We start from the raw sequence: 13,683 nt of genomic DNA on the forward strand, positions 1-13,683 counted from the left end.
TTAAAAACGTTTTTTTATGAAAGTAAGAAATTTTTACAAAAAAGCATATTTAAGTACATTATAGTGTAAAGAAAAAATATTGACAAATAATCTTGTGAAAGCTATAATAACCTTTGTTGCCTTGAGGTGATTAACAATGAAATGGACAATACATCAATTGTATCAGTTGCAAAATAAAGGTCTAACATTTGACGAAGTGATTGACGGCAAAGAGTTTATGAATGCTGATCCTCAAATTCGTAGAATGTCAGATGTAAACGTGAAAGGAAGAGCCGACATTAGCTCTTCGAAAGTAACGTTTCACCTTAAAATTTCAGGAGAAATGACGTTGCCTTGTGCTCGTACATTAGTTGACGTTCCGTATCCGTTTGAAATTAACGCAACTGAAACGTTTTTATTGAATGTGAATGCTGATTATGAAGAAGATGCTGAAGTACGCATTGTAGAGGGAGAAACGGTTGATTTACAACCTTTGATTCAAGAGTTAATTATTGTTGAAATTCCTCTGCAGGTATTTAGTGAAAATCAGCAAGCGGCAGGAGCAGCTCCACAGTCAGGAAAAGACTGGGAAGTTGTTACCGAAGAAGAACAGCAGGAAAAAGTAGATCCCCGCTTAGCCGTACTCGAAAATTTCTTTAAAGACAAAAAGAAATAAAAATGCGAAGATCCGGCTTTCGGGCCTTCATATGATTTTAAAATTCTTTTAAGGAGGTGGGAATAATGGCTGTACCTTTTAGAAGAACATCTAAAATGAAGAAAAGAACGCGTCGTACGCACTTTAAATTACAAGTTCCTGGTATGGTAGAGTGCCCAAATTGTGGTGAAATGAAACTATCACACCGCGTATGTAAAGCTTGTGGTACTTACAAAGGAAATGACGTAGTAAGCAAATAATTGCTTATTTAAATAAAAGACCCTCTTAAAGGGTCTTTTATTTTTTTTGCCTTTTTTCCTTCTCTGCCCTTTGGAAGAGAAGGATTTTTCTTATAGAACAAGAACTCTTTTTAAATAAACAATTACTGTTGTAAAAGGATTCATACCTTGTCCATAAGGAGGAAAAAGCATGAAAAAAAGCGAGCTGTTTACTACAAGCCAAGGCATTGCTACATTTGTGATTAATCGCCCTGAAAAGCGTAATGCCATTGATTATGATGTGATGAATGAACTGCAGCAAGCTGTAGATTATGTGAAACATAATCAGTTAGTAAAAGCTTTTGTAATTACAGGTGCTGGTTCAGACGCATTTTGCAGTGGAGGAGATTTAAGCGTATTTCATGAGCTAAAGACTTCGAAAGAGGCGTCTCAAATGTTAACGAAAATGGGGAGAATTCTTTATGAAATTTTAACGCTCCCAAAACCAACAGTTGCCCTTTTGAATGGAACATCGGTTGGGGGGGGTGTGAGCTTGCGATTGCATGTGACTTCCGTATAAGTGCAACACATAGCGAAATGGGCTTTATTCAAGGGAATTTAGGAATTACAACAGGCTGGGGAGGAGGAACCATTCTTCTTGAAAAGCTGCGGTATCAAGAAGCGATGGAAATGATCTACAGTGCTCAGCTGTATGGAGTAGAACGAGCAAAGCAAATTGGATTTCTTTCCTATGTTACGTCGTTTAAAGAGCTAACTATGAGGTGTGAGGAGTGGTTAGCTCCTATTACTCATAAATCGACCCAAGTATTGCAAGCTTACAAAGAAATCGCTATTGAGAAATGGGAGCAAAGCCGGGTTTGGAATCGAATGGAACAAGAAATTCATCGCTGTTCGATATTGTGGGAATCGCCTGAGCATGAAGAAGCGGTTCAAAAGGTCATCGTTAAAAAAACATAGTTATGAACTGCATTTCCATAGCAATATAGTTAATAAGCAAAAGATGAAAGAATCACGGATTTCCCATTTTGCTTCAAAGTATATGAAAGATTTTCTTGATTGAGAAGAGGAACAATAGTCTATCTTATCTAGTAGGTGCATATTCATTTAATAAGTACGGATAAGGAGGGATAGAAAAATGACTTCTTCTCGTCAAGATGCATGGACTCATGATGAAGATTTATTACTCGCAGAAATTGTACTGCGTCATATACGTGAAGGTGGCACTCAGCTAGCTGCATTTGAAGAAGTGGGGAAGAAACTTACACGAACATCAGCAGCTTGTGGCTTCCGCTGGAATTCTTTTGTGCGCAAACAATACAAGACTGGTATTGACCTTGCGAAAAAACAGAGAAAAGAATTAAAAGCAAGAACTGTTTCAAAAGACGACGAGCAGCCTGCACGCTTATCATATATGGAAGCAGAGAAACATATTTCGCTTAATGAGGTAATTAAGTATTTAGAAAATGTAGATCAAGGGCAAAAACACTCGTCGGAGCTTCTCGAAGCTAATGAAGAACTGCAGCAAAAGATTGAACGTTTACAAGAGAAAGTAACGATTTTGGAAAAAGAAAAAAAAGCTTTGCAAAACAATTTGTTAATTGTGGAAGATGACTATAAAGCTCTTATTGAAATTATGGAGAGGGCTCGTAAAATGGTTGTATTAAAAGAGGATGAAAAAAGTAGAAAAGTGAAATTTCAAGTGGATAAAAATTTAAATTTAGAAAAAGTTCAAAAGTAAAGCGAAAGCTTGAATGCTCCCTACTTCATGTTAATCATATATACCACATAGATATAAAATAAACAGCTGGAAATCAGCTGTTTATTTTTGTTCGCTTACACCGTTTGGTAGCCAAATAAGAGGGTTTTCTCCCAAATCACGATCGATATCATACGTTACAGGTACGAACCCCATTTTTGACCAAAAATCACTCGATTTTACTCGCGGGCTTGTTTTGATAGGTAATTGAAAGGATTTGGCATATTCAACGAGCGTTTGACCTAATCCTTTGCGCTGAAAATCGCTGAGCACTTCAAGTTTCCACACTTCAATATACGTTTGAGGCGGCTCGAAATATTGATCGTACTGTTTGTTTCGTTTATAGAGACTCATGCGAGCCACTAAGCTATTTCCAAAATAAATGCCGTAAAACGGAGAATTTATTTCATTATCGGAAATCTTGGCATGTAATTCTTCTAGCATTGAAAGTTCTTGAATGCCATATTCTTTGAATTTCTTGAACTCTTCTAGCGTTTTAAAATTAATTTTTAAATGCTTCACTTCGTAATTCATCCCATATCCCCCTTGTTATGTCTCCTTGCTAGATGAACGAACTGGATTGGTTCGTTCATCTAATATTATATAACAAAAATACAAAATATTCTGTTTTCGTGATTGGTGAACGAATATTCAATGCGCACAAAGAAAAATGAATTCTTTCGGTTAAATACGAAGAATACATTACTATAAACATCACTTTTTAGAAAGGAGGCAAAAGGGAAACAGAATTCAAATAGAAAGCGTTTTCAAAAATTGTAGAGGAGTTTTAAAATTATTGTAGAATTATATGGGGGAAAGTAGAAATTTGAGGAAAGGGGAGAGAAAGGTGAAAAAAATACTGATTGCAAATCGAGGAGAAATTGCTCTTCGTATTATTCATACATGCAAACAAATGGGCATTGAAACGGTGGCTGTCTATTCCGATGCAGATGCAGAACTTCCTTATGTTCAAGCGGCTACAAAAGCACGTCGAATTGGAGAGCCTCCTGTGCAAAAGTCATATTTGAATGTGGAAGAGCTGCTTAGAATTAGTCATGAAGAAAAAGTAGACGCCATTCATCCTGGATATGGATTTTTATCGGAAAATAGTGCATTTGCTAAAAGAGCGATTGATGAAGGTTTTTGTTTTATCGGTCCTTCTCCCGAAATCATTTCGATGATGGGCGACAAAATTGCTGCCCGCGCTGCGATGAAAGAAGCGGGTGTACCTGTTGTCCCCGGCAGCGAAGGTGATGTGACGTCGGTTGAAGAGGCTTGTAAAGTAGCGGGGGTAATTGGATATCCCGTTATGTTAAAAGCAAGCGGAGGCGGCGGAGGAATTGGGATGGTGCGCTGCGATAACGAAGAAGCAGTAAAACAAGTATATGCCTCAACAAAAGCAAGAGCAAAAGCATATTTTGGTCATGAAGGAATGTTTATTGAAAAGCTTATCACAAACGCAAAACATATCGAGGTACAGGTCTTTGGAGATCAGCATGGTAATGTCGTTCATCTTTTTGAACGCGATTGTTCTGTACAAAGAAGAAATCAAAAAGTGATTGAAGAAGCCCCTGCGCTTTCTTTAAAAGAAAGTACGCGACAAGCCATGCAAAACCAAGCCGTTCAAGCGGCTAAAGCAATCGGCTATTTTAATGCGGGTACGGTGGAGTTTATCGTGGATGAAGACGAAAAATTTTATTTTCTTGAAATGAACACGCGGCTGCAAGTTGAGCATCCGATCACCGAGCAAATTGCAGGGGTCGATTTAGTTAAGTGGCAGATTTTAGCTGCGCGCGGTGAAAAGCTTCCTCGTATGCAAGAGGAAATAGCAGCAAATAACTACGCCATTGAATTTCGAATTTATGCAGAAGATCCGTTTACTTTTTTACCGGCTCCGGGGAAAATTACGGGTTATCACTTGCCGGAGCGAACCTACGCGCGCGTAGATAGCGGCTACAGTGATATGAATGCGGTTACACCTTTTTATGATCCAATGATTGCAAAGGTTATCATTACTGGTCGTACGCGTTCAAATGCAATTGAACTAGCTAAATCATATTTTACAGAAGCTGTTGTAGAGGGAATCAAAACAAATATTCCTCTATTTAAGCAGTTGTTAAATGAAGAGTTATATGAAAAGGGCACCTATAACACATCGTTATTATCAACAGTATTAAATAAAGGAGGAGCACCACAATGAGTGAAATCAAAGCGACAATGGCAGGCATGGTATTTAATGTGTTTGTTCAGCAAGGAGCAAGTGTAACTAAAGGAGAAGTTGTTGTTGTATTAGAATCTATGAAAATGGAAATTCCTATTGAAAGCGATCAAGCTGGTATTGCAGAGACTGTCCATATAGCCGTGGGGGATTTTGTGAACGAAGGCGACGTTTTGGTGACTATTTCATAACTCATAAAGGGGAGATATCATGATACATACAGGTGAATCTCAGAAAAAATATGATGAAAATCGTCAAAAAGTAGAGCGTGGCAACGCCGAGAAGTATAAAGAGAAACTTGCAAAACAACAGAAGCTTTTTGTAAGAGATCGTTTAGCCCTTTTATTCGATGACGGGAAATATGAAGAAGACGGCATGTTTGCAAATAATAAAGCCGAAGGGTTGCCGGCAGACGGTGTTGTAACTGCGATTGGAAAAGTAAACGGTGAAACGGTTTGTGTAATGGCTAATGACTCTACTGTAAAAGCAGGGTCTTGGGGAGCTAGAACAGTAGAAAAAATTATTCGGATTCAAGAAGTTGCAGAAAAACTGCATGTGCCTTTACTGTACCTAGTGGATTCTGCTGGAGCGCGTATTACGGATCAATTAGATATGTTTCCAAACCGCCGAGGAGCTGGAAGGATCTTTCACAATCAAGTAAAACTTTCCGGCGTCATTCCTCAAATTTGTTTGCTTTTCGGTCCGTCAGCAGCTGGAGGGGCTTATATCCCTGCATTTTGTGATATTGTTGTGATGGTAGATGGGAACGCTTCTATGTACTTAGGGTCGCCGCGTATGGCCGAAGCCGTTATTGGAGAAAAGGTTACGCTAGAAGAAATGGGAGGAGCACATATGCACTGCAGCGTTAGCGGGTGCGGGGATGTGCTGGCTTATTCTGAAGAAGAAGCTATTTCGTATGCCAAATCTTATTTAACGTACTTTCCACAAAACTATCAAGAGAAGCCTAAAGTACAAAAAGCTAAAGAGCCTAAGCAGACAAAAGATTTAATAGAACTAATTCCGGAGAATCAAAATGTTCCATTTGATATCTATGAAGCAATTGATACCCTTATTGACGAGGGGAGCTTTTTTGAAATAAAAAAACTGTTTGCTGCCGAATTGGTAACAGGGCTTGCACGAATAGATGGAAAAGTAGTAGGGATTGTTGCTAATCAGCCAAAAGTTAAAGGGGGAGTACTGTTTGTAGATTCAGCAGATAAAGGCGCAAAATTTATTCAATTGTGCGATGCATTCCATATTCCTTTGCTGTTTTTAGCTGACGTGCCTGGATTTATGATTGGAACCAAAGTAGAAAGAGCTGGCATCATTAGACATGGAGCCAAATTAATTGCAGCGATGAGTTCAGCTACAGTTCCTAAAATTTCCGTAGTCATGCGTAAAGCTTATGGCGCAGGGCTTTACGCTATGGCTGGTCCGGCTTTTGAACCAGATTGCTGCATTGCATTGCCTACTGCTCAAATTGCCGTAATGGGTCCTGAAGCTGCAGTAAATGCCGTCTATTCTAATAAAATTAATGAAATTGAAGATCCGAAAGAGCGGTTCATGTTTGTTAAACAGAAACAGCAAGAGTATAAAGAACACATCGATATCTATACGCTGGCATCTGAACTTATTATTGACGACATCGTTCCTGCTAACGAACTGCGTCGAACGTTAATTGACCGCTTTCGCTTATATGAAACAAAGAATGTGACCTTTAGCCGTCGTAAACATCCGGTGTATCCCGTATAATAGAAAAAAACGGGATCACTCTAAATAATTTACAATAAGCCCGGTGATTTTTAATCACACGGGCTATATGAATAGGTAAAATTTAAAGAATGCATTTAATTCAAAGCATTTTTTTGCTAAAATGAAACTCAATAATAGAAAGAGGAACAAAAAATACGATGAAAACTATAGGTATTATTGGAGGCGGATCATTAGGTCTGTTGTTTAGCGCGTATTTATCAGATTGTTATGATGTAACCTTGTACACGAAAACACCAACTCAAGCAAAGTGTATTAACGAAAATGGAATTACCTTACATAGACAAGGGGAACATCACACGAAAAAAGTCAGTGCTATCCCTCTGGAAAAAAACATAAAAGAAGCAGATTTAATCATTATTACTGTAAAACAGTATCATTTAAAAGAGATTATTCCTTTTATTAAAACCCTTACTATACATACTCCCCTTTTGTTTATCCAAAACGGTATGAGCCATATTGAAATTCTCAAAAACCTCCCGCAGCGCACTCTCTATTTGGGTACAGTTGAACATGGGGCAATGCGTACAAATATGGATAGCGTCCATCATACAGGAATAGGAACAACCCGTATTGCTTCGTACAGAGGAGAAATGGAGTCTATCTTACCAATTGTGAATTTTCCTTGGGTAATTGAAAAAGATTGGTATGCGATGCTGGTGAAGAAATTAGTTGTAAATGCGCTCATTAATCCTCTTACGGCGCTGTATCGCGTGAAAAATGGGCAGCTGATTCACAACAGCTATTTTTATAAAACGATGCGCCTATTGTTTGAAGAGATTGCAGATGTATTAAAACTAGATTCAGCTTTTAATTATTGGGAAAATGCGCTGGGGGTTTGTTCGCGCACGAGTACCAATCAATCTTCTATGCTAAAAGATATACAGGAGGGGCGGCAAACCGAGATTGATGCTATCTTAGGTTATATCCAAACACAAGCTGCTGAAAAAAGAACGTCGACGCCTATTGTTGACTTTTTATATAGGTCAATAAAAGGAATCGAAGAAGAAAAGGGTGAGTAACATGGGAAGTTTTATTGCTGGCGTTTTTGCGACGTTTGTCACTCTGCCGCTCGTCGGTTTTTTTATTCTATACATGCTTTTACGCAAACTGACGAAAAATAAAAGGAAATCTGTCCACATAGCAACGTACATTACTACGGTTTTTCTTATTTTGTCCGTGCATTATGCAGCTGTGGAAATTTTCGGGCACTCTTTTTTGTGGTTGATTGCGTTAGTCCTTTTAGTTGTGGCAATGATTATGATGTTTGTACATTGGAAAGTCAAACATGACTTAGAAATGAAGCTTATTGCGAAAGGGTTCTTTCGGATGAATTTCGTTTTGTTTCTTATTGCACATATTGTGTTAAATATAGGTGGAATCGCTTTTCGTATTTCCTCTCTGTAAAGCATGTTACTAGACGTGAGCAGTTACATTATGGATAATGAAGCTATATGTAGAGAATATAAGTATTAGGAAAAGAAAGGAAGTTCTTTCATGGAGATTACAGACGTCTCTTTAAAGGCGGGAAACAAACTAACGAACGATTACATAAAAGGTGAAAAGCAAGCACTTTCCTTTTTTCATTATAATATACAAGAAAAAGACGTATATGAAAAACGTTTAGCGGACGTTCAAAAGCAGTCTTATCCAAGAGAACAGCTTGCTGAGTATCTGCTTGATTTTAATAAGCGCTACGGAGCATCTTCTAAGACGATTGAAAATATTGAAAAGCTAAAAGATCCTAACAGCGTAGTGGTCGTTGGAGGTCAGCAAGCGGGGCTGCTTACGGGTCCTTTGTACACCATTCATAAAGTGATTTCAATTGTGCTGCTAGCTAAACAACAAGAGGCAGCTCTAAACGTGCCCGTGCTTCCGGTATTTTGGATTGCTGGAGAAGATCATGATTTTGCTGAGATCAACCATGTATACACAGAGCATAAAAACCAGCTTTTAAAGAAAACGTTAAAGCATTCTTTAAAGAAAAAGCAAATGGTTTCTCAAATCGAATTAGATCATGAAGCCTGTAGAAGCTGGGTTCGTGATGTTTTTCAAACGTTTAACGAAACGGTGCATACAAATCAGGTGTTACACTTTGTTTTAGAGGCGTTAGATAAATCACGTACCTATGTCGATTTCTTTGCTCATTTGGTTACCACATTGTTTGCAGAGTCAGGTCTTATTTTAATGGATGCAGCTTCTAGAGAAGTGCGCAGCATTGAATCTTCTTTCTTTGTGACGTTAATTGAACAAAATGACAAATTATCGTCAGCCGTTATGGAACAGCAAACAGAGATTCAAAAACAATACGGACGAATGATTGAAGTGGGAGAAGAAACGGCCCATCTCTTTTATTCACACAACGAAAACAGAGTACTTTTAGAAAGAGACGCAGAGCAAGAGCAGTTTGTTGGAAAGCAAAATGAACTCGCGCTGTCTAAAGAAGAGCTGGTTCAAATTGCTAAACAAACGCCAGAGCTTCTTAGTAATAACGTTGTGACTAGACCCCTTATGCAGGAGTACTTACTTCCTACCCTTGCGTTTATTGCAGGTCCAGGGGAAGTAGCGTATTGGGCAGAGCTTGAAAAAGCATTTTCTTTATTTAGCTTTAAAATGCCTCCCGTGGTTCCGAGGTTATCCTATGCAATCGTAGAAAGACATATCGAGAAGTATATGGATGAACTTCAGTTAGACCTTTCGAATGTCATTAACAAAGGCGTAGATGCAGAGAGGGAGCACTGGCTTAAGACAGAAGTTCACAACCCGTACGAAATGTATTTTGAAAAAGCGAAAGAAGATTTTGAAAAAATCCATAAAACTCTTCGTGAAAATATTCAAAAAGAAGACAAAACATTTGATGAAGTCATGCTTAAAAATCGAGCGATTATTCAAAAGCAGTTTGAAACCATTCAAAAGATTGTCGAATCCAAACAGCTCATTAAGCACGATGTGAAGCATTCAAAATATGCTCAAATTGAACTTGCTCTTCGTCCCTACAATGCTCCACAAGAACGCATGTGGAATATTATGTATTATTTAAACGGCTATGGTATGCAATTTGTGTCAGATTTACTAAGTGCTGAAGTCGAATTAAATCACCAGTTAAAAGTCTATTATGTCTAATAAAATCCTGCTGAAAAGCAGGATTTTTATTTTGAAAAAGAGAACAAGTTTACAAGGTGAATGTCAGCCAATTGAATCCTTATAAGGTATTTATTTCTAATTACACAAAAAAACCTTATATTCCTTACATTTTATTCTACGAATATGTCCTACTTTTAACAAAATGACACTATTTGTGACAAAAAGACAAAATTCTACTTAATTCTTATATAAATAGCTGAAATAATGTTGAACTTTGATATATAATATAAACGTGTATATATATCAAAGAAAAACACCGTTTTTTGCTTTTTGTATACATAACTAAGTAGTTTAGAAAGAAGTAGGTGTCATAATGTTTAATCACACAACTGTTTTGCTTAAAGAAGCAGCGGAAGGCTTAAATATTAAGCCGGATGGAGTATATGTCGACTGCACGCTTGGCGGAGCAGGTCATAGTGAATATATCGTAAAACAGCTATCAGAAAAAGGGAAATTAATTGCGTTTGATCAAGACGATGTTGCTCTTGAAAATGCAAAAGAAAAATTAGCCCCGTATCTAGACAGAGTTATTCTAATCAAAAGTAATTTTCGCTATTTAAAAGAGCAGCTAATGAAACATGGAATTGAAGAAGTAGATGGAGTATTGTTTGACCTAGGCGTCTCGTCTCCTCAGTTGGATACACCAGAGCGAGGGTTCAGCTTTCATCATGAGGCCCCGCTTGATATGCGCATGGATCAAAACTCAAAGTTTTCTGCGTACAACGTAGTAAATGAATGGCCTTATGAAAAACTTGTAAAAATCTTTTTCCAATACGGAGAAGAAAAGTTTTCGAAACAAATTGCCCGCAAGATTGAAGCATATCGAGAGTCTAAACCAATTGAAACAACGCTAGAGCTGGTTGATCTTATTAAAGATGGTATTCCAGCACCAGCTAGACGAACGGGCGGACATCCGGCAAAACGGATTTTCCAGGCTATTCGCATTGCTGTAAATGATGAGCTTCAAGTATTTGAAGATGCAATTGAACAGGCCATGGATGTAATCAAAAAAGGTGGACGTGTAAGTGTTATTACCTTCCATTCACTTGAAGACCGAATTTGTAAAGTAGCGTTTAAAAATGCAAGCACGGTTCCGCAGCTTCCTCATGGACTGCCGGTTATTCCAGAAGAATTTAAACCTAAAATGAAAGTCATCACAAGAAAACCTATTTTACCTTCAGAAGAAGAGGTAGAAGAAAATAAGCGCGCGCGTTCGGCAAAGCTTCGAATTGTTGAGAAATTAGTCTAATAAAAGGGTTTAATCAAAGAGGAGGGGACGAGAATGAACAATGCAGCATACAAAGTAAGAGAGCAAGACCAGCAGCAGAAGCAGCAAAAGACGGTACGTCAAGTTGTTCGAAAGACAAAAAGAAAAATCACGGTTGGTGAAAAAATTGTGTATTCTGGGTTTGTCGCACTCATGCTGTTTGGGTCTGTGCAAATCATTTCAAATCAATCTTCGCTTTATAGCATCAGTGAAGAAGTGCAATCACTCGATGGAAAGATTGACAAGCAAGAAGCAAAAAACAATGAGTTAAAATTACAGGTAACAGAGTTAAGTGCATACGATCGTATTTGGACAAAAGCAAAAGAACTTGGACTAAAATTGAATGAAAATAACGTAAAAGTCGTTAACGATTAATTGCGATGACTACGCCAAGAAAAAATAGCAATATTAGTACAGGAGCAGCAATATTAATTTTAATATTTGCATTGCTCTTTTTTGTATTAGCCATCAGGTTCTTTTACATCCAAGCGACGGGCAAAGCAGACGGAGAAGCTTTAGCCGAAATTGCACAAAAACAGCATACGCGAACGTCTAAAATTGAAGGACAGCGCGGTACGATTTACGATCGAAATGGAGAAGCAATCGCCCAAGACACGGGTGCTTATACGGTTGTGGCGATTTTAGATAAAAAACAAACAAAAGATAAAGATCACCCGCAACATGTGGTAGACCCAGAAAAGACGGCTCAAAAATTAGCCCCATTGTTGAAGATGGACGAATCGAAAATTGAAAGCATGTTAACGAGAGGAATTAAACGTGGTACCTTCCAAGTAGAACTTGGCCCAGGCGGACGTGATATTGATAACGTGCTAAAGCAAAAAATTGAGAAGCTAAATCTCCCGGGCATCACGTTTTTACGCGATTCGAAGCGCTTCTATCCAAACGGTGTATTTGCCTCAAGTATTTTAGGATATGCACAAAAAGATGATACGGGTAAAATCGTAGGGAAAATGGGAATTGAAAAAGTATTTGATAAGCAGCTTTCTGAAGAAGATGGATATGTGAAATACGAAGCTGCTAAAAACGGAATTAAGCTTCCGGATCCAAAAGAGTCAATTGTAGCTCCGAAAAATGGAGACAGTGTCACGCTTACAATTGATGAAAAAATTCAAACGTTTTTAGAGGATGCAATGACAGCTGCTGCTAAAGAATATAAACCAGAAGAGCTAATGGCAACGGTAGTAAATCCGAAAACCGGTGAAATTTTGGCGATGTCAAATCGTCCTTCATTTGACCCAAATATTCGTGATATCACGTCTTATCGTAATCCGTTTGTTGAAAACAGCTATGAACTTGGTTCAACGATGAAAATCTTTACGCTAGCAGCCGCGATTGATGCAGGCGTTTATAACGGCGAAGACCGCTATCAGTCGGGATCTTATAAAGTAACGAAAAACAGCGTTCCGATTAACGATCACAACGGCGGAGTCGGCTGGGGAGCTATTACATTTAATGAAGGAATTCAAAGGTCTTCAAATGTAGCGGTTGCCATTTTAGCCAACGAAAAATTAGGTACCGACCGTTTGTATAAATACTTGGACAAGTTTGGCTTTATGGATAAGACGGGAATTGACTTGCCAAATGAAGCTTCTAGTAAGTTAGTGACGAAGTACCCGAGAGACCGCGTAACCACTGCGTTTGGACAGGCGTCTGCTTTTACGCCTATTCAAGAAATTCAAGCGGCTACTGCGATTGCAAATGACGGGAAAATGATGAAGCCTTACGTGATTAAACAAGTAGTCGATGAAACAAATAAGAAAACAATTAAGAAAACAAAACCTACCGTAGTAGGCCAGCCTATTTCTAAAAAAGCAGCGAACGAAACGCTAGGTATTTTAGAAACCGTTGTTTCTTCTGATGATGGAACAGGTAAACCTTACGCGATTGAAGGATACGATGTCGCTGGAAAGACGGGAACAGCTCAAATTCCTGGGCCTACCGGAGGTTACCTGCATGGACACGGGAAAAATTTCATTTCCTTTATGGGCTTTGCACCAGCAAAGGATCCAAAGCTCCTTGTCTATGTAGCCGTTAAAAATCCAACTCTCACGCCTCAAGAAACGGGTACTGCGCCGCTTACAGCTGTATTTAATCCGGTGATGAAAAATAGTCTGCAGTATTTAGGAGTGGAGCCTCAAAAAACGGATGAAGACGGAAAAGAAACGAAAGAAAAGAAAGTGGATTCAGAAATCAAGCTTAAATCTTACGTTAATGAATCAGTTGATAGTACCGTGAAAGACTTAAAACAAAAAGGGCTTGTTCCTGTTGTAATAGGTAAAGGAGATACGGTAGAAAGCCAATCACCGACTTCTGATACCATTGTCACTGGTCAACGCGTGTTCATTAAGACAAACGGAAAAGCCACAATGCCTGATTTAACAGGTTTTTCACATCGTGACGTTATTCGCTTTAGTGAATTTGTCAACGTTCGACCTAGCGCACTTGAAAATGGTTATGTTGTAAGTCAAAGTATTAAAGCAGGAGATCCGCTAAAAGCAGGAACATACCTGAAAGTGGAACTTGAAACGCCTAAAGAATTTTCAAGCACGTTAAATAAGCTAAAAGAAACGGAAAAAAGTGAATCTGACAGTAAAAAAGACGATAAGCAACTTGACTAGAAAATAAGTTCTAGTG

At 38.4% G+C, this 13,683-nt stretch carries 13 protein-coding genes and 1 pseudogene; 13 read left to right on the forward strand and 1 reads right to left on the reverse strand.

The window, feature by feature from the left end; genetic code table 11:
- Positions 1–136: 136 nt before the first annotated feature.
- The 4 genes and pseudogenes from ACH0CI_RS03030 to ACH0CI_RS03045 all read left to right on the forward strand — a co-directional run bounded on the left by ACH0CI_RS03030 (position 137) and on the right by ACH0CI_RS03045 (position 2,611).
- Positions 137–655, forward strand: a complete 519-nt coding sequence (locus ACH0CI_RS03030; protein WP_014458367.1) for a YceD family protein — start codon at positions 137–139, stop codon at positions 653–655.
- A gap of 65 nt (positions 656–720) precedes the next feature.
- Complete coding sequence (gene rpmF / locus ACH0CI_RS03035) at positions 721–894, forward strand: 50S ribosomal protein L32 (protein WP_013058976.1); 174 nt, start codon at positions 721–723, stop codon at positions 892–894.
- Between the two features lie 169 nt (positions 895–1,063).
- A pseudogene (locus ACH0CI_RS03040) lies at positions 1,064–1,830 on the forward strand (enoyl-CoA hydratase/isomerase family protein).
- 178 nt (positions 1,831–2,008) lie between these two features.
- The gene (locus ACH0CI_RS03045) at positions 2,009–2,611 is read left to right on the forward strand and encodes an RsfA family transcriptional regulator (RefSeq protein WP_028411482.1); all 603 of its coding nucleotides are present in this window, start codon (positions 2,009–2,011) and stop codon (positions 2,609–2,611) included.
- Positions 2,612–2,692: 81 nt separating this feature from the next.
- On the opposite strand, the gene ACH0CI_RS03050 is transcribed toward ACH0CI_RS03045, so the two are convergent.
- Positions 2,693–3,163 carry an N-acetyltransferase gene (locus ACH0CI_RS03050; protein WP_013058973.1) on the reverse strand — a complete coding sequence of 157 codons (471 nt, stop codon included), beginning with the start codon at positions 3,161–3,163 and terminating at the stop codon, positions 2,693–2,695.
- Positions 3,164–3,476: 313 nt separating this feature from the next.
- Between ACH0CI_RS03050 and ACH0CI_RS03055 the strand changes: the two genes are divergently transcribed.
- From ACH0CI_RS03055 to ACH0CI_RS03095, 9 genes are all read left to right on the forward strand, one after another.
- Positions 3,477–4,829 (forward strand): acetyl-CoA carboxylase biotin carboxylase subunit, encoded by a 1,353-nt coding sequence (locus ACH0CI_RS03055; protein WP_335707227.1) that lies wholly within the window; start codon positions 3,477–3,479, stop codon positions 4,827–4,829.
- Positions 4,826–5,038, forward strand: coding sequence for a biotin/lipoyl-containing protein (locus ACH0CI_RS03060; RefSeq protein WP_033579761.1), 213 nt, complete (start codon positions 4,826–4,828; stop codon positions 5,036–5,038). Before ACH0CI_RS03055 ends, ACH0CI_RS03060 begins: the two co-directional genes overlap by 4 nt.
- A gap of 19 nt (positions 5,039–5,057) precedes the next feature.
- Positions 5,058–6,599: an acyl-CoA carboxylase subunit beta gene (locus ACH0CI_RS03065; RefSeq protein ID WP_049166164.1), complete on the forward strand. Its 1,542-nt coding sequence runs from the start codon at positions 5,058–5,060 to the stop codon at positions 6,597–6,599.
- 158 nt (positions 6,600–6,757) lie between these two features.
- Positions 6,758–7,639, forward strand: coding sequence for a 2-dehydropantoate 2-reductase (locus ACH0CI_RS03070; protein WP_034265299.1), 882 nt, complete (start codon positions 6,758–6,760; stop codon positions 7,637–7,639).
- Position 7,640: 1 nt separating this feature from the next.
- Complete coding sequence (locus tag ACH0CI_RS03075; RefSeq protein WP_013058968.1) at positions 7,641–8,024, forward strand: DUF3397 domain-containing protein; 384 nt, start codon at positions 7,641–7,643, stop codon at positions 8,022–8,024.
- Positions 8,025–8,114: 90 nt separating this feature from the next.
- A complete protein-coding gene (gene bshC / locus ACH0CI_RS03080; protein WP_406900855.1) occupies positions 8,115–9,740 on the forward strand; it encodes a bacillithiol biosynthesis cysteine-adding enzyme BshC in 1,626 nt (541 codons plus the stop codon).
- Positions 9,741–10,074: 334 nt separating this feature from the next.
- Positions 10,075–11,010: a 16S rRNA (cytosine(1402)-N(4))-methyltransferase RsmH gene (rsmH, locus tag ACH0CI_RS03085; RefSeq protein WP_028411477.1), complete on the forward strand. Its 936-nt coding sequence runs from the start codon at positions 10,075–10,077 to the stop codon at positions 11,008–11,010.
- A gap of 33 nt (positions 11,011–11,043) precedes the next feature.
- A complete protein-coding gene (gene ftsL / locus ACH0CI_RS03090) occupies positions 11,044–11,403 on the forward strand; it encodes a cell division protein FtsL (protein WP_028410764.1) in 360 nt (119 codons plus the stop codon).
- A gap of 5 nt (positions 11,404–11,408) precedes the next feature.
- Positions 11,409–13,667 (forward strand): penicillin-binding protein, encoded by a 2,259-nt coding sequence (locus ACH0CI_RS03095; protein WP_028411476.1) that lies wholly within the window; start codon positions 11,409–11,411, stop codon positions 13,665–13,667.
- The last annotated feature ends 16 nt before the right edge of the window (positions 13,668–13,683 follow it).

Source organism: Priestia sp. 179-F W1.4 NHS, assembly GCF_045369295.1.
In the GTDB taxonomy this organism is placed as follows: domain Bacteria; phylum Bacillota; class Bacilli; order Bacillales; family Bacillaceae_H; genus Priestia; species Priestia zanthoxyli.

Excerpts from the sequence above, each read along its gene's own strand:
- ACH0CI_RS03030 (WP_014458367.1), top strand. The coding sequence starts at position 137 with ATGAAATGGACAATACATCAATTGTATCAGTTGCAAAATAAAGGTCTA.
- rpmF (WP_013058976.1), top strand. The coding sequence starts at position 721 with ATGGCTGTACCTTTTAGAAGAACATCTAAAATGAAGAAAAGAACGCGT.
- ACH0CI_RS03045 (WP_028411482.1), top strand. The coding sequence starts at position 2,009 with ATGACTTCTTCTCGTCAAGATGCATGGACTCATGATGAAGATTTATTA.
- ACH0CI_RS03050 (WP_013058973.1), bottom strand. The coding sequence starts at position 3,163 with ATGAATTACGAAGTGAAGCATTTAAAAATTAATTTTAAAACGCTAGAA.
- ACH0CI_RS03060 (WP_033579761.1), top strand. The coding sequence starts at position 4,826 with ATGAGTGAAATCAAAGCGACAATGGCAGGCATGGTATTTAATGTGTTT.
- ACH0CI_RS03065 (WP_049166164.1), top strand. The coding sequence starts at position 5,058 with ATGATACATACAGGTGAATCTCAGAAAAAATATGATGAAAATCGTCAA.
- ACH0CI_RS03070 (WP_034265299.1), top strand. The coding sequence starts at position 6,758 with ATGAAAACTATAGGTATTATTGGAGGCGGATCATTAGGTCTGTTGTTT.
- ACH0CI_RS03075 (WP_013058968.1), top strand. The coding sequence starts at position 7,641 with ATGGGAAGTTTTATTGCTGGCGTTTTTGCGACGTTTGTCACTCTGCCG.
- bshC (WP_406900855.1), top strand. The coding sequence starts at position 8,115 with ATGGAGATTACAGACGTCTCTTTAAAGGCGGGAAACAAACTAACGAAC.
- rsmH (WP_028411477.1), top strand. The coding sequence starts at position 10,075 with ATGTTTAATCACACAACTGTTTTGCTTAAAGAAGCAGCGGAAGGCTTA.
- ftsL (WP_028410764.1), top strand. The coding sequence starts at position 11,044 with ATGAACAATGCAGCATACAAAGTAAGAGAGCAAGACCAGCAGCAGAAG.
- ACH0CI_RS03095 (WP_028411476.1), top strand. The coding sequence starts at position 11,409 with ATGACTACGCCAAGAAAAAATAGCAATATTAGTACAGGAGCAGCAATA.